The organism is Novosphingobium anseongense (genome assembly GCF_037482895.1).
GTDB classification, from domain to species: domain Bacteria; phylum Pseudomonadota; class Alphaproteobacteria; order Sphingomonadales; family Sphingomonadaceae; genus Novosphingobium; species Novosphingobium anseongense.
Genome location: NZ_JBBHJZ010000001.1, coordinates 788,334 through 807,736, shown reverse-complemented (window position 1 = coordinate 807,736; position 19,403 = coordinate 788,334). Strand labels below are relative to the sequence as shown.

Genomic DNA, 19,403 nt, shown 5'->3' with positions numbered 1-19,403 from the left:
GAAGGATAGAGACATGAAGGTTTATTACGACGCCGACGCCGACCTGAACCTGATCACCGGCAAGAAGATCGCGATCCTCGGCTACGGCAGCCAGGGCCACGCCCATGCTCAGAACCTGCGCGATTCGGGCGTCAAGGAAGTGGCCATCGCGCTGCGCGAAGGTTCGGCCACGGCGAAGAAGGCCGAAGGCGCCGGCTTCAAGGTCCTGTCGAACCAGGAAGCGGCCAAGTGGGCCGACATCCTCATGATCCTCGCCCCCGACGAGCACCAGGCCGCGATCTACGCCGATGACCTCCACGCGAACCTCAAGCCCGGCGCGGCGCTGGCCTTCGCGCATGGCCTCAACATCCACTTCGGCCTGATCGAAGCGCGCCCCGACATCGACGTGATCATGATCGCGCCCAAGGGCCCGGGTCACACCGTGCGCAGCGAATACCAGCGTGGCGGCGGCGTGCCCTGCCTGATCGCCATCGCCCAGGATGCCACGGGCAACGCCCACGACATCTCCCTCGCCTACGCTTCGGGCGTCGGCGGCGGCCGTTCGGGCATCATCGAGACCAACTTCCGCGAGGAATGCGAAACCGATCTGTTCGGCGAGCAGGCCGTGCTCTGCGGCGGCGCCACGGCGCTGGTCCAGGCGGGTTTCGAGACGCTGGTCGAGGCGGGCTACGCCCCCGAGATGGCCTATTTCGAGTGTCTCCACGAGCTCAAGCTGATCGTCGACCTGATGTATGAAGGCGGCATCGCCAACATGCGCTACTCGATCTCGAACACCGCCGAATACGGCGACATCACCACGGGGCCGCGCATCATCACCGAAGAGACCAAGAAGGAAATGAAGCGCGTCCTGGCCGACATCCAGTCGGGTCGCTTCGTGAAGAACTTCGTGCTCGACAACCGCGCCGGCCAGCCCGAGCTCAAGGCTGCGCGCTACGCCGCCAAGCACCACCCGATCGAGGAAACCGGCGCCAAGCTGCGCGCCATGATGCCCTGGATCGGAGCCAATGCTCTGGTCGACAAGACCAAGAACTGATCCCCATCGGATAGCCTTCCCCGCAGGACTCTGCGGGGAATGGAAAATGGGAAGGGCTGGTCCGTGCGACCGGCCCTTTCCTTTATGCGTGGGCAAGCTAGGATCGCCGCCCGAGGGCGCATCCGGCGTACCCCACACGGAGACCCGTCGCATGTCCCTTTCGCGCAAGACCCTCGGCCTCATCGGCGCTGCCGCCGTACTCGCGCTCGGCGCGCCGCTCATCGCCCAGCAGGCTCCGGGCAAGCCCGGCGCGCGTGACGCGAGCCGCGTTACCGGCGGGACCTACACCGTCGACAACGAGCACACGCTCGTGCGCTGGAAGCTCGATCACCTTGGCATCACGCCCTACTTCGGCCTGTTCGGCCAGATCACCGGCAGCCTGACGCTCGATCCCAAGAACCCCAACGCCGCCAAGGTCGACGTGACGATCCCCGTGGCCAAGGTCACCACGACCAGCCCGGGCCTGACCGGCCACCTGCTCAAGGCCCCCGCAGCCGCGGGCGGCAAGCCCGACTTCTTCGGTCCCAGCCCCGCCGATGCGCATTTCGTCTCGACGGCGGTCGTCGCCAATGCGGCGGCCGGCACGGCCAAGATCACGGGCAATCTCACGCTCAACGGCGTGACCAAGCCCGTTACGCTCGACGCCAATTTCTACGGTGCGGGCAAGTCCCCCGCCAACATGGGCGGCGCTGAGAACGTCGGCTTTGAAGCTAAGACCACGATCAAGCGCAGCGACTTCGGGCTCGGCCTGGCCGTGCCGATGGTCTCGGACGAGGTCGACCTCGAAATCGCCGCCGCATTCAAGAAATAAGGTGCGATGATGCGTCCGATCCCTCTCTCTGCCGTGGCCGGCATCGCCATGCTGGCCTTGTCGGGCTGCACCCAGACCGGGGATCGGGCGCCGACCAAGCCCGAAGCTCCCGCTCCGGCGCCTGCGCCCACCCTGGCGCCGGCGGTGCCACCGAGCTCGCAGCCGGCGCCGCCATCGGGCAGCCCCGAGCCAAAGCCCGGCGCCGAACGCCCGCCCCAGGTCGAGCCGGTGGCCGACGCCTGCGGCGCGGGCAAGCTCGTCGAATATCTGAACCTGCTGCCCACCGACGACACCGCCGCGCGTATCCGTCTGACCGTCGGCCACGACCGCATCCGCACGATCCGGCCCGGCGATGCGGTGACGCAGGACTTCCGTCCCGACCGCCTCAATGTCGAGATCGGCGAGGACGGCCGGATCAAGCGGGTCTACTGTAGCTAGGGCCGCATCAGCGCGAAGCACTTGCGCAGTTCGCCAACGAACAGCTCTGGCTGTTCCCAGGCGGCGAAATGCCCGCCGCGGTCGAGTTCGTTCCAGTAGACCATGTTCTCGTAGCGCTGTTCCATCCACGAGCGCGGCACGGGCATGATGTCCCTGGGAAAGGCGCTGGCCCCGGCGGGCAGCGTGATGCGGCCGTCGTTACCGCCGCCGAAGCTCTCCCAATAGAGCCGCGCGGCCGAGGCGCCGGTGCCGGTCAGCCAGTAGAGCATCACGTTGTCGAGCACGGCATCGCGGCCGAGCACGTCCCAGGCGTGGCCGGAATTGTCCGACCAGACCTGCAACTTCTCGTAGATCCAGCCCGCGAGCCCGATCGGCGAATCGACCAGACCGTAGCCCAGCGACTGCGGCCGCGTGGCCTGCTGCTTGGCATAGGCCATGTCCCATTCGTTGTAGAAGGCCATCCGCTCGAGCGTGCGCCGGTCCTCCTCGGTCGGGTTCTCCTTCGCCGCCTTGGTCCGCCGCGCGATCGGCATGTTGACGTGAATGCCGACGCAGCCCTCTGGCGCGAGTTCGCCGATCTTGTTGGTGACGAAGGCGCCCCAATCACCACCCTGCGCGACCCAGCGGGTGTAGCCGAGCCGACGCATCAGTTCGGCCCAGGCTTCGGCGATCTTCTCGATCCCCCAGCCCGTTCGCGTCGGGCGCGACGAGAAGCCGTAGCCGGGCAGCGAGGGCAGGACGAGGTGGAACGCGTCCTCGGCCTTGCCGCCGTGGAGGACGGGATCGGTCAGCGGTCCGATGACACGCTGGAACTCGATCACCGAGCCGGGCCAACCATGGGTCATGATCAGCGGTGTCGCCGCGGGCTCGGGCGAACGGACGTGGAGGAAGTGAATGTCGAGCCCGTCGATCTCGGTGACGAATTGGCCGAGGCCATTCAGCCGTGCCTCGCAGGCGCGCCAGTCGTAGTGCTCGCGCCAGTAGGCCGTGAGGTCCTGCAAAACCGCGAGCGGCGTGCCCTGCGACCAGTCGTCGACGGTCTCCGCTTCGGGCCAGCGGGTGTTGTCGAGCCGGCGGTGGAGATCGTCGAGCTGATCCTGCGGGATCGCGAGCGTGAACGGGCGGATCTGGGTCATGCCCCCGATCATGCCCGCCCGCTGGCGGCGATCAAGCCTTTGCGTCGTCCCGGGCTTGACCCGGGACGACGAAGGATCAGGCCAGCTTGGCCACGACCTGCGGCAGGTCGAGCGTGGTGACGAAGCCGGGCTTCGCCGCGCAGACGTAGGGGATGCAGTTGACCGGGCGGTGCGCGGTGAGGTTCGGGGTGAAGTTCGGATAGTCCTCGTCCGACACCGGATAACCGATCGTGATGTCGAGCGGCGTGTCACCCTCGACCAGCACGTGCCAGCCCGACTTGCGGAAGTTCCACTCCTCGCCGTCGGTCGTGTCGACGTCGGACGAGATGTACCAGATCGCCTGGAACTCGATCAGCGGCTTGCCCTGGTGCAGGCACGAGACGACGGTCTTGGTCGCGGCAACGGTGCCGGCCTTGGCCGTGCCGGCGGGGATCACAACGTCCTTGCGCGCGATGCCCTGCGCCTGGCGCGTCTGGATGTCATCGAACGGCTTGCCCCAGGCCTCGGCGATGAGGTTCAGCGAGGGGCTGAACGAATGCTTCATGTGGTGAAGCATCCCTTCGTTGACCCCGCCCGGCGCCATGCCGAAGCCCATCATCGGGCCGAACAGCATCTCGGGCGAATTGCGCGACGAGGTATCGGCGAATTCGGTGATCGTCAGCTTGTCGACGCGCCGCGCGATCGAGGTCAGGACGATCGGTACGGCCTCGGTGATGAAGCCCGGGCTCGAACCCGTGGCGTGGATCGAGGTACCGCCCGTCTGGCAGGCCTGTTCGATCGCCGTGCGGTCGGCTTCGGCCAGCCCCGCCGGGTTCTGATATTCCATACGCGTCGAGACGATGTTGATCCCCGCAGCGAGGATGCGGCAGACCTCTTCGACGCGATTGACGTGCGGCATGTAGAGTACGCAGTCGGGCTTGAGCGCGATCACCTCCTCGAGCGAATTGGTCGCCTTCACGCCGATTGGATCTATGCCGCAGAGCGTGCCGGCATCCTGGCCGACCTTGTCGGGATTGCTCACCCAGACACCGACGAGCTCCATGTCCGGATGCTCGATCACGCGCTGCATCGCGCGGCTGCCGACATTGCCCGTCGCCCACTGCACGACACGATAAGGGCGCGACCAATCGGCGCGCATGGTCTGGTCCGTCATGGAAATCTCTCCCGTTTCTCTGCGCGCACTTTGCCCATGCCGGAACGCTGTGCAAGTGTTCAGATGTTTCGCCGCAAGGGAACTTGCGGCGGCGCCTCCCTCCGCTAAAGCTCGGCGTCGTGAGCGCGAGCATGAACCGAACCCTGATCACGCTCGGCCTCATCCTGTCGGCCTTCATGAGCGCGATGGACACGACGGTCGCCAATATCGCGCTCCCGCATATCCAGGGCTCGATCTCGGCCTCGCCCGAACAGATCACCTGGGTCATCACCTCCTATTTCATCGCCCAGGCGGTGACGATCCCGATCAGCGGCTGGCTGGCGGCGCGCTTCGGGCTCAAGCCGATGCTGCTGTTCTGCGTGTTCGGCTTCACCGTGACCTCGGTGATGTGCGGCATGGCGATGAACCTGCCCGAGCTCGTGCTGTTTCGCGCGCTGCAGGGCGTGGTTGCGGCACCGCTGATGCCTGTGGCGCAGTCGGTGTTGATCAACATCAACCCGCCCCAGCGGCTCGGCCGCGCGACCGCGCTGTTCACCATGGCCGCGGTCGTGGCGCCGGCGATCGGCCCGGTGATCGGCGGCTGGTTGACCGACGAGTGGTCGTGGCGCTGGTGCTTCTACATCAACCTGCCCGCCGGTATCCTGTCGATCTCGCTGCTCTATTTCTTCCTGCCCGCCTCGGCCCCGGCACCGCGGCCATTCGACGTGCTGGGCTTCGCCTCGCTGGGCATCGGTGTCTCGGCGCTCCAACTGATGCTCGATCGCGGCACCACGCTCGACTGGTTCGATTCGCGCGAGATCTGGATCGAAGCCGCCGTCTCGGTCTGCGCCTTCTGGATATTCCTGGTCCATTCGTTGACCGCGCGCGCGCCGCTGTTCCCGCGTGACCTGCTGCGCGATCGCAATTTCCAGACCAGCGCCATGTTCGGAATGTTCTTCTCGACATTGACCTTCACCAGCTTCGCCATGCTGCCGCTGATGATGCAGGGCGTGCTCGGCTATTCGGCGGTACACGCCGGGGTGCTCAGCGCGCCGCGCGGCATCCTGATGCTGGTTATCCTGCAGTTCATGGGCCGGCTCGACAACCTCGTCGACCGCCGCGTGTTGATTGCGATCGGGCTGACCTTTTTCGTCTTTGCGTTCTACGAGATGTCACGGTTCGACCTGTCGATGGACGGCAGCCGGATCGTCTGGGCGACCCTGCTCCAGGGTGTCGGCCAGGGCATCCTGTTCGTGCCACTATCGACCCTGGGCTTCCTCACGATCGCCCCGCATCTGCGCCCCGACGCGGCTGCGGCGACGAGCTTCATCCGTAACGTCGGCGGCTCGATCAGCGTCGCGGTGTTTCAGGCGCTGACCGTGTCCAATGCCCAGACGATGCACGCCTCGCTTTCGGCACATATCGGCCCCGAGATGGCGGAAGGCGTATTGCCGCCCTACCTATCCCCCGAAACCACCGCCGGTGCCGTGGCGCTAAACGGCGAAATCGAACGCCAGGCGCTCATGGTAGCCTATGTCAACGACTTCTGGCTGCTGACGATCATCGCCCTGCTCTCGGTTCCGCTCGTCCTCATGATCCGCGCGCCGAGGAAGCGGGCACAGGACGCCGGCCCGCTTCCGATCGAGGCGCACTGATCAGCGCAGGCTGGCGCGGCGGATCAGGCTGACAATCAGCAGCAGAATTACGGCGCCGACGACCGAGAGCGCGATCGAGGTCACGGTGATGTTGCCGCTGAGGAACGAGGCGCCGCCGCCGAACAGCCAGCCCGCGATCAGCGCGCCAACGATGCCCGCGGCCATGTCGAAGATCAGACCGCCACCGCCACCGACGAGCGCGCTGGCGAGCCAACCCACGAGGACGCCGACGAGAAGAATGATGAGAATGCCCATGACGTGTCTCCTTTGGCGAAGAGACGCCCGTGCCGGCGATTGGTTCCGCATGCAGGCCCGTCGACCCTTTACATCGACCGGCCCAATCGCCATAGGCAGGGGGCAATGACGAAGCGGCTTGGCCTTCCCCTGCGACTTATCCGCCCTTGGGCGTGAGCTGATGCGTCGTATCTGCGGCGCTGGCGGCGCCCAAGGGGACCTGACCAGACCTTAAGCCGCAGATTTCCAAGCGAGACACGTCATGACCATGCTCAAAGACCCTTCGGTCAAGTACCGCCCTTTCCAGCCCATCAACCTGCCCGACCGCCAGTGGCCGAGCCGCACGATCACCCAGGCACCCCGCTGGCTCTCGACCGACCTGCGCGACGGCAACCAGGCGCTGATCGACCCGATGGGCGCCGAGAAGAAGAACCGCTTCTTCGACCTGCTCGTGAAGGTCGGTCTCAAGGAGATCGAGGTCGGTTTCCCCGCGGCCGGCGCCACCGAGTTCGACTTCATCCGCGGCCTGGTCGACAGCAATCGCATCCCCGAAGACGTTCTGGTCCAGGTGCTGACCCAGTCGCGCGAAGACCTGATCAAGACATCGTTCGAGAGCCTGGCCGGCGTCCACGCCGCGATCGTCCATCTCTACAACGCGGTCTCGCCGCTGTGGCGCCAGGTCGTGTTCGGACTGGAGATGCCGCAGATCAAGGAGATCGCGGTCAACGGCGCCAAGGTTCTGCGCGACCAGGCCGCGCGCTTCCCGCAAACCAAATGGCACTTCGAATACAGCCCCGAGACCTTCTCGACCGCCGAGCTCGATTTCAGCCTCGAATGCTGTGAAGCGGTGATGGACGTGCTCAAGCCCACGCCCGAGCACCCGATCATCCTCAACCTGCCGGCCACGGTCGAGGCGGCGACGCCCAACATCTACGCCGACCAGATCGAGTATTTCTGCCGTAACCTGCCCAACCGCGACTCCGCGGTGATCAGCCTGCACACCCACAACGACCGCGGCACCGGCGTCGCCGCGGCCGAGCTGGGCCTGATGGCCGGCGCGGACCGCGTCGAAGGCTGCCTGTTCGGCAACGGCGAGCGCACGGGCAACTGCTGCCTGGTGACCGTCGGCCTCAACCTCTACACCCAGGGCGTCGATCCCGGCCTCGACTTCTCGGACATCGACGAGGTCATCTCGACGGTCGAATACTGCAACCAGCTCAAGGTTGCAGAACGCCATCCCTATGGCGGCGAACTGGTGTTCACGGCCTTTTCGGGCAGCCACCAGGACGCGATCAAGAAGGGCTTCGCGGCGCAGGAAACGCGCAACGACCAGCTCTGGGCCGTACCCTATCTGCCGATCGACCCGGCCGACCTCGGCCGCAGCTACGAAGCGGTGATCCGCGTCAACTCGCAGAGCGGCAAGGGCGGCTTTGCCTGGGTGCTCGAGCAGGATCAGGGCCTCAAGCTGCCCAAGCGGATGCAGGCGCACTTCTCGAAGCACGTCCAGGAGCTTGCCGACCAACTCGGTCGCGAATTGCAGGCGGGCGATATCTGGGACGTGTTCCGCAAGGCCTATCGTCAGGACGGTGGTCGCTTCGAGCTGCAGGACTACGAAGAGACCAAGGCGCCCGATGGCAGCCGCGTCTTCGCCGGCAAGATCGCGGTCGACGGCCAGGTCCAGTCGGTCTCGGGTCGCGGAAACGGCCTGCTCTCGTCGGTCGTCGCCACGCTCCAGGACGCCTTCGGCCTGGGCCTGGAGATCCGCGACTATTCGGAACATGCCCTCTCGGGCGGCTCCGACGCCAAGGCCGCGGCCTATGTCGAATGCGTGACGCCCGACGGGCGGACGATCTGGGGCGTGGGCGTCGACGAGGACGTTGCCACCGCCGGCGTCCGCGCCGTACTCAGCGCTGCCAACGCGATCTGATACGGTAAATCCTCCCCGGTAACGGGGAGGTGGCAGCCCACACGGCTGACGGAGGGGTTCTCCTCTCGGCGCAACGCTTGCCGAGAACCCCCTCCACCACCCGCTTCGCCGCGGTCTCCCTCCCCGTACCGGGGAGGAAGAAACTCAAACCTTCTTGGGCAGCACGATCTCGGCGACGCCGGTGCACATCGTCGTGCCCTTCTGGCTCTTCATCAGGTGCTTGACCTGGATGATGTTGCGGCCTTCTTCGTCGACCGTCTTGTCGACGACCTCGGCGGTCTGGATCGTGATATCGCCCGAGAGCGCCGGACCGCGATAGTTGGCAGTCGAGTGTACCACCCAGCCATGTTCACCGGCCCATCCCGCGAGGTAGTCGGTCACCCAGGCGCCCATCGAGGCGCCGTAGCCATAGGCCCGCGGCATGCCGATCTTGCGCGCATATTTGGGGAACAGGTGTCCACGCGAGGCGCCGATATAGGCACCGTCGGTCAGCTCGGGGTTGATCCTCTCCATGATCGGATCGTTCTCGTGGCCAGCCATCTCCTTGGTGAACCCGAAGTCCTCGAGATTGATCACACGACGATCGAGCGTGCCCCAGGTGGTGAACAGGTAGGCACGCCACTCGGTGGTCAGGCTGGCGATCGTATGCGGGCCGAACACACGCTCGGGAAGCTGGTCGCCGACGTTCACGTCGTCCCACCAGCGCTCGGAGTGGCCGAGTTCGTGCATCATCTGGATCCAGGCGAACTTGCGCTCTTCGAGCGAATCCAGTTCTTCGTCGGTCCAGGTCGGTTCCTCGAACTCGTCCTTGTTGACCGTTGCGCCACCCGCAGCGGCCGAATAGCGCAGCGCGGTCGAGCGCTGCTTGGCGATCAGTTCGCCGTGCTGGTTGCGGTAGAAGTTGTCGCCGCGCTGAAAACAGGTCGGGCCGAATCCGGTGTTCTTGACCGTGTAGTCGAACGGGATGCGCTCGTTGGAAATCGTGTCGCCGCCGAACACACGCGGGCCATAGTGCCAGAACTCGTCACCGGCGAAGAGCAAGTGCGATTCGGGGATCTTGCCGACGCAGGACGGCGCCGTGCCGTGACCGTCGTCCATGACGATCGGGAAGGACTGCGGCGCGATCAGCTTGCCCCACTGGCTTTCGGCGGCATAGGCCGGGTCGAAGTGCAGCAGGTTCGGATAGTGCATGGCCTGGACCCAACGGCGGATGTCGTTGTTGCCCAGAGGCTCGCGCAGCGGCGAGCTTTCGATCACCTTGCCGAGATACTGGTCGATGTCCGAGCAATCGAGCGTCGGGGCTTCGGTGGCCATGCTTGGTTCCTTCGTGAGTCAGATTTGATACGTCATTTTCGGGTCCCGCGGCAATCCAGAGCGCTCCGCACGACCGCCCTGGATTGCTCCGCTTCCTCCGCAAGGAAGATGCGTGGGATCAGTTTCAGCCCGCCTTCTTTGGCAGGGCGATCTCGGCCGAGCCGGTCGCCAGGATGACGCCCTTCTGGTTGGCCATCTTGTGCTTCACGTGGACCAGGTGACGGCCCTCCTCGTCGACCGACTTGTCGATGACTTCGGCAGTCTGCACCGTGATGTCGCCGGTCAGCGCCGGGCCGCGATAGTTCGAGATCGCATGGGTGACCCAACCGTGCTCGCCGGCCCAGCCCGCGAGATAGTCGATGCCCCAGGCGCCCATCGAGGCGCCGTAGCCATAGCCGCGCGGCATGCCGATGCGGCGCGCCCAGCCCGGGAACAGGTGCCCGCGCGAAGGGCCGTAATAGGCGCCGTCGGTCTGGAACGGATCCTGGCGCATCATGTCGGGATCGTTTTCCCAGATGCCCATGGTCTCGTCGAAGCCGACGCCGGCGAGGTCCTGCTTGCGCAGGTTCATCGTGCCCCAGTTGTTGACGATATAGGCGCGCCATTCGGTGGCGAAGCTGGCTATCGAGTGCTGGCCGAAGACGCGCTCGGGCAGCTGGTCGCCGACCTGGACGTCATCCCACCAGCGTTCCTTGTGACCGAGGTCATGCAGCATCTGCACCCACTGGAAGCGGCGCTTGATCAGCTCGGCCTCTTCCGCGTCGGTCCAGGTCACCTCTTCGAAATCATCGGTGTTGACCGTCTCGCTGCCCGCTTCCTTGTTGTAGCGGATCGAGGTCGAGCGCTGCTTGAGGATCAATTCGCCGTTCTGGTTGGTGAAGTTGTTGTCGCCGCGCTGGAAACAGGTCGGGCCGGCGAACTTGGTCTCCTTGACGACGTAGTCGAAGGGAATGCGCTCGTTGGCGATGATGTCGCCGGCCTCGACGCGCTTGCCGGTGAACCAATGCTCGTCGCCGCCGAATAGCAGGTGGGAATTCGGGATGTTTCCGACGCAGGCCGGCGCAGCGCCGTGGCCATCGTCGGTGGCGATGCAGAACGACTGCGGCGCGATGATCTTGCCCCAGCGGCTCGCAGCGGCGAAATCGGGGTCATAGTGCAGCAGGTTGGGATAGTGCATCGCATGGACCCAGCGACGAATGTCGTTGGTCGCGATCGGTTCGCGCAGCGACGAAGAGTCGACCGGTTTCCCGAGGTACTGGTCGATATCCGAAGTGTCGAGCGTGGCCATGAATGTCTCTCCCGAATGTATACGACGACGCGCTCTGCAGCGAGAGTCACGATGATTCTCGCCTTCGGACAAGGCGGCGCGGAAGGCAACACCCTTGTTGATTAATCCGCACCGACCACCTCTCGACAGCCTGTGATCCAGCGATTATGGCGAATTTAATCGATCGATTAAAAACGGATCCGTCATGCCTTTGCCCGCCCTGCTCGGTAAGCTCCGCCTCCCCGTCATCGCGTCGCCGATGTTCATCGTCTCGAGCCCCGAACTGGTCATCGCGCAATGCCAGGCGGGTATTCTCGGCAGCTTTCCCGCGCTCAACGCGCGGCCGGCGGCACAACTCGACGAATGGCTGGCGCAGATCACCGATGCGATCGGCGACGCGCCCTATGCGGTGAACCTGATCGTCCACAAGACCAACAACCGGCTCGAGGAAGATCTGGCAATCTGCGCCAAGTGGAAGGTGCCGGTCGTCATCACTTCGCTGGGTGCGCGCGAGGACGTGAACGCCGCGGTCCATGGCTGGGGAGGCATCGTCCTGCACGACGTCATCGACAACGCCTTTGCCAGGAAGGCGATAGAAAAGGGCGCCGACGGTCTGATCGCTGTCGCCGCCGGAGCCGGCGGTCATGCCGGCGCGCAGTCGCCCTTCGCGCTGGTCCAGGAGATCCGCGAGTGGTTCGACGGGCCTCTGGTGCTGTCGGGCGCGATCGCCCACGGCAATTCGGTCCTCGCCGCTCAGGCCATGGGCGCCGACCTCGCCTACATCGGCAGTCCCTGGATCGCCACGACCGAGGCCAATGCGCCTGATCCCTACAAGCAAGCGATCGTCGACGCCCAAGCCTCGGACATCGTCTACAGTAACCTCTTCACCGGCGTGCATGGCAACTACCTGCGCGCCTCGATCGTCGCAGCCGGGCTCAATCCCGACGATCTGCCCGAGAGCGATCCGACCAAGATGGACTTCGGTTCGGGCGGCACCACCGCCGCGAAAGCTTGGAAGGACATCTGGGGCTCGGGCCAGGGCGTCGGCGCAGTCAAGGTTGTCGAGAGCGTGGCCGCACGCGTCGACCGGCTCGAAGGCGAATATCAGCAAGCCAAGGCAGCACTTGCCGCTCGGCTCGGCTGAAAGCTCGATATCCATAGCATTTCGGCCATGGCGTCGAGTTCTGAGAAATCGCCAGTGGTGCCGAGCGGATCGCGGCGATTTAGGGAGAAGGCCTTGCGTCCGCCCTGCAGGAGTCGCCGCCGCAAGGCCCGCTGAACCAGGCCGAGCCGCATCAGCGCCTGCAGGTTTGCCGGCTCGAGTCCGCGCTTGCAGCGTTCGCGCGACCAACTGGCCTCGATCGTTCCGACCCGTTCGATGACCATGCCGCTGTAGCGGCGATGCGGGCCGCGGTGGAGCGGCATGGCCATACGCAGAGCGGCGGCGTCACTGCCGGGCAGCAGCATGCCGTTGGCGCGAAAGTCGTCGAAGCCGACACGGGTCGGACCGATCGCCTCGAACAGCGGCCCGAAGCAACGCTGCGACAGAAGCTGGCGGGGCAGCAGGTGATGCCGCTGCAGGCCGGGATCGTAATCCGCGCTGCCGCAGCGGTTGATCGCTTCGAAAGGCAGACGGCGCCGCGGGGCCGACTGCGGCGGGGTCACGCCGACCTCGTCACCATTATGCGACGCCCGTCGGCCGAAGGCTCGGCCAGAAGGAGTTCACCGTCGGCGCCCGCAAAGGTCTCGGCCCTCTGCAGCGGTCCGTGCGCCACGAGCCTGTCGATGATCCGCCCGGCGATCTTGAGCGTATCTGTCCCTTCCTCGCTATCGCGCCGGCCCAGATGCAATTCCTGTCCGATGAAGAAATCGAGACCGGCGCTCCGAACCCCTCCGTCCGCGTGCGGCAACAAGGCCGTGAGCCCGAGCGCGGGAAACGGCCCGCCCGATAGCCAGCTGAACATGATGCGGGTGAAATACTTGGGATCCATCCAGGCACCGGCAGGATTCCAGCACACCGCCGTCACCGGTAGTTCCATCGCTAGGCTCGCGCCGAGGCGCAACAGCGTGCGGACAACGGGCAGCAAGGCTGCCCCCCCGGCTATATGTGGCCCCGGCAGCAGAGCCACGGCCTCCAATGCGGTCGCACTCTGATCTACGCTCAGGCCATAGACATGGCTTGCGTCCGGCAAAGGTGCCGCGCGACCCGGGGCTAGACCGCGAAGGTCGAATGTCAGACCGCTGGCCAACAGCTCCAGCCAGCCATGCTCGTCTTCGGGCCGATGGCTGATGCGGGCCGTCTGGCCAGCGGAAGCCTGCACGTCGAGCAGGGTCTCGATATCCCCGACCGTGGGGCGAGATCCGGCTGCAAAAAGCAATGAAATGCCGGCCCTGCCCTGCATCGCTTCGCTTGCCCTCCGCCTGCCGCGCACGCATCGCACGATCAATCCATAACGGTTGTGACACCTTTCGCCGGCTCGCGTCGAGTCCCCGCGACCGGCGGATAGGCTCATCTTGGATGCATAACCTAGAACAGACCCAGATTTAAGCCTTCTGCGAGCGCGGCGCCAAGTTCCCGGCATCGCGCGATATCCTCCGGCGCCACGCGTTTCGGGGCCATGATCGCCTCGGGCGTCTGGGCTTCGAGGCGAACGATCAGCGATTCCGCAACACGGCGAAGACGCCAACCCGTGACGATCCGGTCGATCTGCGCCTCGGCGCCCTGTCCCGCCGAACCCGCGGCAATGGCAGTCGCATAGGCGCGGCCCTCGATCCGCCCGAGCATGGGGTAGTACGTCCGGTCGAACATCTCCTTCATCGCCCCCGAAAGACTACCCAGGTTCTCTGGCGCTACGAAGAGATAGCCCTGCGCCGCCATCAGGATCTCGGGCGTTGCCTCGGCCGCGGCGAGCAGCAGGCCGTAGTCACCTGCCCCTTCACCGGCGGCACGCGCCATCGCCTCGGCCGCGCCCGTGCGGCTATGCCAGACGATGGCGAGCATGGCGCGTCAGCAACCGCCCCCGCCGAGCGCCCCACCCAGCATGCCACCGAGGCCGCCACGGCGGCGGCAGTTCTGCCCGCCAGAACCCGAACCCCGCCCGTCATCCTCGGCCGCAGCGCCCATGCCCGAAGGCATGCCCGGCATCTGCATCCAGCTCGTGGTAGAGCGATGGCGGATGCGCGCGGTCCATTCGAGCCGCCACGGACCGGTGGCCGGACGCGGCGGATAGGAGAAGTTCTCCTCGGGCCCGAAGCCCGTGAGCGTACCGACGCGGAAGTCGCCGGCGTCGCGAATGACCTCGGCCGGGACCGTGCACGAGGTCGCGGTCGGCGCCAGCACCGTGCGGTCGCGCACCAAGGCCGCGACCTGCGAGGGCGACAGCCAATCGGCCAAGCCACCGCCGAACTGGCGTGTGGCCGAGCTGGTCCACATGACCATGTCGCCCATCTCGCCATTGCCCGTCTGCTTGCCGCCGAACAGCCCGGCGAGATAGCCCGTCGCCTCGGGAATGCCGGTCCAGCGCACCATCGAGGCGCCGCTCGGCAGCGAGCTCGTGTTGACGCGCAAGGCCGCCATGAAGTCCTTGGTCAGGGTGAAATTCATCTCGGGCGCATAGTTGCTGGCCACGCGATGCGGTCCGGGCAGCGCCGTGTCGGGCTTGACGTACTTGCCATCCTCGGACGGCCAGCGCCCGAATGTGCGGCTGTTCTGCAGGTTCGGTCCCCAGTCACGGATAATCGTCGAGGTCCACAGTCCCGGCGGCACCTGACCGGACGCCAGGCGCGCGAAATCGATGACGATCGGCTGCCCTTTGGGCGCGTGCTCTCCGCAGCCCCAATAGATCAGCAGGCGGCCCTTGGGCTTCTGCGGCAGGACGTCCTCGCCGCGCTCTTCGCGCGGCGTGGTCAGCGCCACCGACTTGCCGAGCTTGGCGGCCGGCGGCGGGAAGTGGTCGGCCTTGGGCGCGCCTTTCGCCGAAGCCTGGGAGGAACCGAGGCGCAGGTAGAGTTCGTGCTGGACGTTGTTGCTACGGCCGCCGCCGAACATCATGCTCATCGCCCCGCCCATGCCGGCGGGCATGCCCGAGATGGTTCCCGCGCGCATGTCGTAGCGCGCGACGGGTGCATTGGCCGGGCCCGGCTGTGCGATCAGCGGGATAGCCACCGCAGTTGCTCCGGCGGCGAAAAGCCCGCCCCATACGACTCGTGAAACCATCCCCTGTTCCTCCCTCTGAGACACGCGATCATATCGTGTCTTACGCGCGAGAGAATCTCCATACTTGGTGATATTTCGCACGGCGCGGCCTTCCCGCCCGCAGATGAATGGGTTAGCCCCGAAACATGGCTTCCCAACCCGCATCGCTGTTCGGCATCGAGACCTCGCTCGGCGGAAAGACCTGGCGTTGGCGCGGCGGCAACATGGACATCGGTTCGGGCCTCGGTGGCGCGGCGGGGCTCGACGACATCGTCACTCAGCTCCTGCTCGCTCGCGGCGTCCCTCGCGAGGACGTCGAGCGTCAGCGTTCGCCATCGCTACGCGCCTTCCTGCCCGATCCCTCGCAGTTCCGCGACATGGATGCCGCCGCCGAGCGGATTGCCCAAGCCGTGCTCACCGGCGAGACGATCACCGTCTATGGCGACTACGACGTCGACGGCGCGACCAGCGCGGCGCTGTTCATCCGCCTGCTGCGCATGCTCGGCCGCGGCGCACGTTACTATATCCCAGACCGCCTGCTCGAAGGTTACGGTCCGTCGGGCGAAGCGCTGGTGCGCATCGCCGGCGAAGGCTCGAGCCTGATCGTCACGGTCGATTGCGGCGCCATGGCGCACGAGGCGCTGGCCATGGCCCACGCCGCGGGGGCGGACGTGATCGTGGTAGACCACCACAAGTGCGCCGAAGAGCTTCCGGTCGCCGCCGCGCTGGTCAATCCGAACCGGCTCGACGAAAGCGACACCGGCGTGGCGCACGGCCATCTCGCCGCGGTGGGCGTCGCCTTTCTGGTTGCCATCGCCACGGTGCGCTCGCTGCGCCAGCGTGGCTTCTTCCAGGATCGGGCTGAGCCGGACCTGTTTTCGCTGCTCGATCTCGTCGCTCTGGGAACCGTGGCCGACGTCGCAGCGCTCCACGGTCTCAACCGCGCACTCGTCGCCCAAGGGCTCAAGGTCATGGCCAAGCGCGAGAACATCGGCATGGCCGCACTGATCGACGCCAGCCGGCTGAATCGCCCGCCGACCTGCAGCGACCTGGGCTTCGCGCTCGGTCCACGAATCAACGCCGGCGGCCGCGTCGGCGAATCGACGCTCGGCGTGCGCCTGCTGACCAGCGAAGATCCCGACGAATCCGCCGACATCGCCGCCCAGCTCTCGCGCCTCAACGAGGAACGCCGCGCGATCGAGGCCGAGGTGCAGGAAGCGGCAGAGTTGCAGCTCGCGGCGCAGCACAACCGCGCCGTGCTCGTGCTGGCGGGCAAGGGCTGGCATCCCGGCGTGATCGGCATCGTCGCCGGGCGAATCAAGGAAAAGACCGGCAAGCCCGCGCTGGTCATCGCGCTCGACGCCGACGAGCATGGCCAGGGCAAAGGCTCGGGGCGTTCGATTCCCGGCGTGGACCTGGGCGCCGCGATCATCGCCGCACGTGCCGAGGGGCTGCTCGTCGCCGGCGGCGGCCATGCCATGGCCGCGGGTCTGACCATCGCGCCCGACAAGCTCGATGCCCTGGCCGACTGGCTCGACGCGAAGCTGGGCAGTGCGATCACCTCGGCGATACGGTCGCAGGCGCTGTTGCTCGACCTCGCCGTGACGCCGGGCGGCCTCACGCCTGAACTGGTCGGCACGCTTGAGAGCGCCGGGCCGTACGGCATGGGCTGGCCGGGACCGCGCGTCGCGGTGGGCCCCGTACGGCTGGTGAAGGCCGATCTCGTCGGCACCGACCATGTCCGCGTGATCGCTCGGGGCGACGACGGTGCAAGTTTCAAAGCCATCGCCTTTCGCGCGGCGGAAAGCGACATGGGTCAAGCGCTGCTCCACGGATCGTCGGGTCGCAAGCTCTGGCTGGCGGGCCGCGCCAAGATCGACGACTGGGGCAGTCGCCCCTCCGCCGAGCTTCATCTGGACGACGCTGCCTGGGCCGATTGACCCGTTCGCGCGGGTTCAATTTCACCCAAGTGAAACAAACTCGACAAGTAGGCTTGACCCCCGGGAAAGCCTTGCCTATCTGCGCGGCCTGCCGTCGGCACTAGCTGACACGGCCCCTTCGTCTAGCGGTTAGGACGCGGCCCTTTCACGGCTGAAACACGGGTTCGATTCCCGTAGGGGTCACCATCTTCTTGCTCCTTCCGGTGCAAGGCGATAGGTCGGTGTCGGCATATGGCCCCTTCGTCTAGCGGTTAGGACGCGGCCCTCTCACGGCTGAAACACGAGTTCGATTCTCGTAGGGGTCACCATCTAGCGCCGATCGGGGCGGCTAGACCGGGACGGGAAGCTGTCCGCCCTTTTCCACTTCGACCGCATCGACCGTCACCTCGGGCGCCGCATTGCCGCCGCTCGTATCGACCTTTCGCGCGAGGTCTGAAGCCAGCGAGCGCAACCGCTTGAACGCGAAAGCACCAAGCGCGAGCGCGATCACCGGTGGCGTCACCGCTAGGCCGAGCAGGAGCTTCGACGTGTTGCGCGTACTCTTTTCCTTCGGATCCCGGGAAATTGCGCGAGGAATGGCGACATTGGGAATGCTGGACATGGGCTTCTCCTTCGCAGGTGCAACAGAGCCCGCGCGATAGGGTTCCAGCCCTGTGAAGCGCTTCGACGAAATGCGCGATATACCTGCCTGGGCGACAACCGCGGTTAACCATTCGCGTGGCATCCGGCCGAGGTGGCCCTGGGGAAGGACTGGGTTGCGATCATTCCATTTGAGATTGGAAACCGCATGCCATTGATGAATTGGGATCAGAGCCTCGACATCGGGGTCGAAAAGATGAACGCCGAGCATCGCGACATCCTCGACGCGATGAACATCGTCTACGACGGCGCCAATGCCGGCCAGTCGGGTCCGGTGATGATGGCCAAGATTCGTCGCCTGGGGGACATCACCACGCGCCATTTCACCGATGAAGAAGCCTATCTCCAGCGAATCGGCTATCCCGAATTCGACATCCACAAAGGGATACACACGAAGCTGCTCGCCGATTTCGCCGCGCATACGCAGGCTATCGAAGCCGCAGGAGGCGTGCCCACCGGCGCCTTCTTCACCTTCCTGCGCCTTTGGCTCTCGGCGCACATCAAATGTATCGACCTCAAGTACGGCAATTTCGCGCGATCCTCGCCGAAGGCCGCCTGACCGGAGGCATCAAGGCTTGGCTGGCGGTGTCGACCGCCAGCCTTCGGCGCGATGATCCGTGGTCGGGCGATCGGCGTCTGACGTGTCGTCCGCGTCATTCGGCGCCGCGCTCAGATCAGCGAGAGGGTCTTCGTCGACCTTCAATCGCGTCTGACGCGGCGAATAATCCTTGATGACAGTACGGGGCATCGAATGTCTCCTCGATGCCGCAACCGGCGAGCGTCCTGCGGAGTTCCCCCCGATGCGAGCATTGGCGCTTCACTCCGTCGCCGAATGCCCTCGATGCGACGCAAGGCTATTGTCTATCGATTTAGTTGAATTATGTTGTCCCTTAGTCGGGACGTATTCCGAGTCGACCGGCCAGCGAGTTCCATCCCGGAGAACACGATCATGGCCTATTTCGAAAATTCGCGGGCGAGCAACGATCAGGAACCGCTGGTCCTGCTGATCCCGGGCCTCAACGACAGCGGCCCCGACCATTGGCAAAGCCGCTGGGCGCAGAAGTACGGCAATGCCGAACGCGTCGAGCTCGGCATGTGGGACGATCCACACCGCAACACCTGGGTCAACAAGCTCAACCTCGCGATCCATAATGCCGATCGTCCAGTGATCCTCGTGGCCCACAGCCTCGGCTGCATCACCGTCGCCTGGTGGGCCGAGTACGAACAGCCGCCGCGTGACGGCGGCGTGATCGGTGCGCTGCTGGTGGCTCCGCCCGACGTCGATCGACCGGGTCTCGATCCGCGCCTCGCTCGCTTCTCGGCCTGTCCGCGTACCGAACTGCCCTTCCCCAGTGTCGTCGTCGCCAGCCAGGACGACCCTTATTGTACGCAGCGCAGCGCGATCTCGTTGGCGCGCGACTGGGGCAGCCGCTTCGCCGATGCCGGTGCCGTCGGCCACGTCAACGCCCAGAGCGACCTCGGCGACTGGCCATTGGGCGAGCGCCTGCTTTCGCAGTTGCTACACGGCCACGGTCCGCTGCCGCGCGAAATCCCGCTGCGCAATCTCGGCGCGACGCAGCCCGACTATGAACTGGCAACCGGCAGACGTCACTGAACGGACATAGAGGTGGGCGTGACTTCACGGTGCTTGCCCATGCTGCGGCGCAAAATCCACAGTCGGG

The 19,403-nt window shown here is 65.8% G+C and carries 19 protein-coding genes and 2 tRNA genes; 11 read left to right on the top strand and 10 right to left on the bottom strand.

Features of this window, described 5'->3' with window-relative positions; translation table 11 throughout:
* Positions 1 to 13: 13 nt before the first annotated feature.
* The 3 genes from ilvC to WG901_RS03875 all read left to right on the top strand — a co-directional run bounded on the left by ilvC (position 14) and on the right by WG901_RS03875 (position 2,282).
* Entirely contained in the window at positions 14 to 1,033 is a 1,020-nt protein-coding gene (ilvC, locus tag WG901_RS03885) for a ketol-acid reductoisomerase (RefSeq protein WP_339585690.1), read from the top strand.
* Between the two features lie 151 nt (positions 1,034 to 1,184).
* Complete coding sequence (locus tag WG901_RS03880; RefSeq protein WP_339585689.1) at positions 1,185 to 1,844, top strand: YceI family protein; 660 nt, start codon at positions 1,185 to 1,187, stop codon at positions 1,842 to 1,844.
* A gap of 6 nt (positions 1,845 to 1,850) precedes the next feature.
* On the top strand, positions 1,851 to 2,282 hold the full coding sequence (locus WG901_RS03875) for an I78 family peptidase inhibitor (protein WP_339585688.1): 432 nt from the start codon (positions 1,851 to 1,853) through the stop codon (positions 2,280 to 2,282).
* Here WG901_RS03875 and WG901_RS03870 read toward each other — a convergent pair.
* Both WG901_RS03870 and WG901_RS03865 read right to left on the bottom strand, forming a co-directional pair.
* Positions 2,279 to 3,418 (bottom strand): epoxide hydrolase family protein, encoded by a 1,140-nt coding sequence (locus WG901_RS03870; protein ID WP_339585687.1) that lies wholly within the window; start codon positions 3,416 to 3,418, stop codon positions 2,279 to 2,281. The two genes, WG901_RS03875 and WG901_RS03870, sit on opposite strands and share 4 nt — an antisense overlap.
* A gap of 76 nt (positions 3,419 to 3,494) precedes the next feature.
* A complete protein-coding gene (locus WG901_RS03865; protein ID WP_339585686.1) occupies positions 3,495 to 4,571 on the bottom strand; it encodes an NAD(P)H-dependent amine dehydrogenase family protein in 1,077 nt (358 codons plus the stop codon).
* Between the two features lie 131 nt (positions 4,572 to 4,702).
* Between WG901_RS03865 and WG901_RS03860 the strand changes: the two genes are divergently transcribed.
* Positions 4,703 to 6,205 (top strand): DHA2 family efflux MFS transporter permease subunit, encoded by a 1,503-nt coding sequence (locus WG901_RS03860; RefSeq protein ID WP_339585685.1) that lies wholly within the window; start codon positions 4,703 to 4,705, stop codon positions 6,203 to 6,205.
* Here the strand turns inward: WG901_RS03860 and WG901_RS03855 are convergent, their stop codons facing one another.
* The gene (locus WG901_RS03855; RefSeq protein ID WP_339585684.1) at positions 6,206 to 6,460 is read right to left on the bottom strand and encodes a GlsB/YeaQ/YmgE family stress response membrane protein; all 255 of its coding nucleotides are present in this window, start codon (positions 6,458 to 6,460) and stop codon (positions 6,206 to 6,208) included. It lies immediately after the preceding gene.
* A gap of 241 nt (positions 6,461 to 6,701) precedes the next feature.
* Between WG901_RS03855 and leuA the strand changes: the two genes are divergently transcribed.
* Positions 6,702 to 8,366: a 2-isopropylmalate synthase gene (leuA, locus tag WG901_RS03850; protein ID WP_339585683.1), complete on the top strand. Its 1,665-nt coding sequence runs from the start codon at positions 6,702 to 6,704 to the stop codon at positions 8,364 to 8,366.
* A gap of 144 nt (positions 8,367 to 8,510) precedes the next feature.
* On the opposite strand, the gene WG901_RS03845 is transcribed toward leuA, so the two are convergent.
* Positions 8,511 to 9,680 (bottom strand): FAS1-like dehydratase domain-containing protein, encoded by a 1,170-nt coding sequence (locus WG901_RS03845; RefSeq protein WP_339585682.1) that lies wholly within the window; start codon positions 9,678 to 9,680, stop codon positions 8,511 to 8,513.
* Between the two features lie 124 nt (positions 9,681 to 9,804).
* A complete protein-coding gene (locus WG901_RS03840; RefSeq protein WP_339585681.1) occupies positions 9,805 to 10,968 on the bottom strand; it encodes an FAS1-like dehydratase domain-containing protein in 1,164 nt (387 codons plus the stop codon).
* A gap of 184 nt (positions 10,969 to 11,152) precedes the next feature.
* Here WG901_RS03840 and WG901_RS03835 point away from each other — a divergent pair, with 184 nt between their 5' ends.
* Entirely contained in the window at positions 11,153 to 12,091 is a 939-nt protein-coding gene (locus tag WG901_RS03835; RefSeq protein ID WP_339585680.1) for an NAD(P)H-dependent flavin oxidoreductase, read from the top strand.
* Here WG901_RS03835 and WG901_RS03830 read toward each other — a convergent pair.
* The 4 genes from WG901_RS03830 to WG901_RS03815 all read right to left on the bottom strand — a co-directional run bounded on the left by WG901_RS03830 (position 12,052) and on the right by WG901_RS03815 (position 15,163).
* Entirely contained in the window at positions 12,052 to 12,612 is a 561-nt protein-coding gene (locus WG901_RS03830) for an AHH domain-containing protein (RefSeq protein WP_339585679.1), read from the bottom strand. The genes WG901_RS03835 and WG901_RS03830 overlap by 40 nt on opposite strands.
* Positions 12,609 to 13,349, bottom strand: coding sequence for a hypothetical protein (locus WG901_RS03825; protein WP_339585678.1), 741 nt, complete (start codon positions 13,347 to 13,349; stop codon positions 12,609 to 12,611). Before WG901_RS03825 ends, WG901_RS03830 begins: the two co-directional genes overlap by 4 nt.
* A 125-nt stretch (positions 13,350 to 13,474) precedes the next feature.
* The gene (locus WG901_RS03820) at positions 13,475 to 13,948 is read right to left on the bottom strand and encodes an NAD(P)H-dependent oxidoreductase (RefSeq protein ID WP_339585677.1); all 474 of its coding nucleotides are present in this window, start codon (positions 13,946 to 13,948) and stop codon (positions 13,475 to 13,477) included.
* 6 nt (positions 13,949 to 13,954) lie between these two features.
* Entirely contained in the window at positions 13,955 to 15,163 is a 1,209-nt protein-coding gene (locus WG901_RS03815; RefSeq protein WP_339585676.1) for a hypothetical protein, read from the bottom strand.
* 125 nt (positions 15,164 to 15,288) lie between these two features.
* Between WG901_RS03815 and recJ the strand changes: the two genes are divergently transcribed.
* The 3 genes from recJ to WG901_RS03800 all read left to right on the top strand — a co-directional run bounded on the left by recJ (position 15,289) and on the right by WG901_RS03800 (position 17,390).
* Positions 15,289 to 17,082 carry a single-stranded-DNA-specific exonuclease RecJ gene (gene recJ, locus WG901_RS03810; protein WP_339585675.1) on the top strand — a complete coding sequence of 598 codons (1,794 nt, stop codon included), beginning with the start codon at positions 15,289 to 15,291 and terminating at the stop codon, positions 17,080 to 17,082.
* A 111-nt stretch (positions 17,083 to 17,193) separates the two neighbouring features.
* Positions 17,194 to 17,268, top strand: a tRNA-Glu gene (locus WG901_RS03805).
* Between the two features lie 47 nt (positions 17,269 to 17,315).
* Positions 17,316 to 17,390: transfer RNA gene (locus WG901_RS03800), tRNA-Glu, on the top strand.
* A 20-nt stretch (positions 17,391 to 17,410) separates the two neighbouring features.
* On the opposite strand, the gene WG901_RS03795 is transcribed toward WG901_RS03800, so the two are convergent.
* Complete coding sequence (locus WG901_RS03795) at positions 17,411 to 17,932, bottom strand: hypothetical protein (protein ID WP_339585674.1); 522 nt, start codon at positions 17,930 to 17,932, stop codon at positions 17,411 to 17,413.
* Here WG901_RS03795 and WG901_RS03790 point away from each other — a divergent pair.
* Positions 17,918 to 18,280, top strand: coding sequence for a hemerythrin family protein (locus tag WG901_RS03790; protein ID WP_339585673.1), 363 nt, complete (start codon positions 17,918 to 17,920; stop codon positions 18,278 to 18,280). The two genes, WG901_RS03795 and WG901_RS03790, sit on opposite strands and share 15 nt — an antisense overlap.
* Before the next feature lie 390 nt (positions 18,281 to 18,670).
* Positions 18,671 to 19,336, top strand: coding sequence for an RBBP9/YdeN family alpha/beta hydrolase (locus WG901_RS03785; protein ID WP_339585672.1), 666 nt, complete (start codon positions 18,671 to 18,673; stop codon positions 19,334 to 19,336).
* Positions 19,337 to 19,403 lie beyond the last annotated feature (67 nt).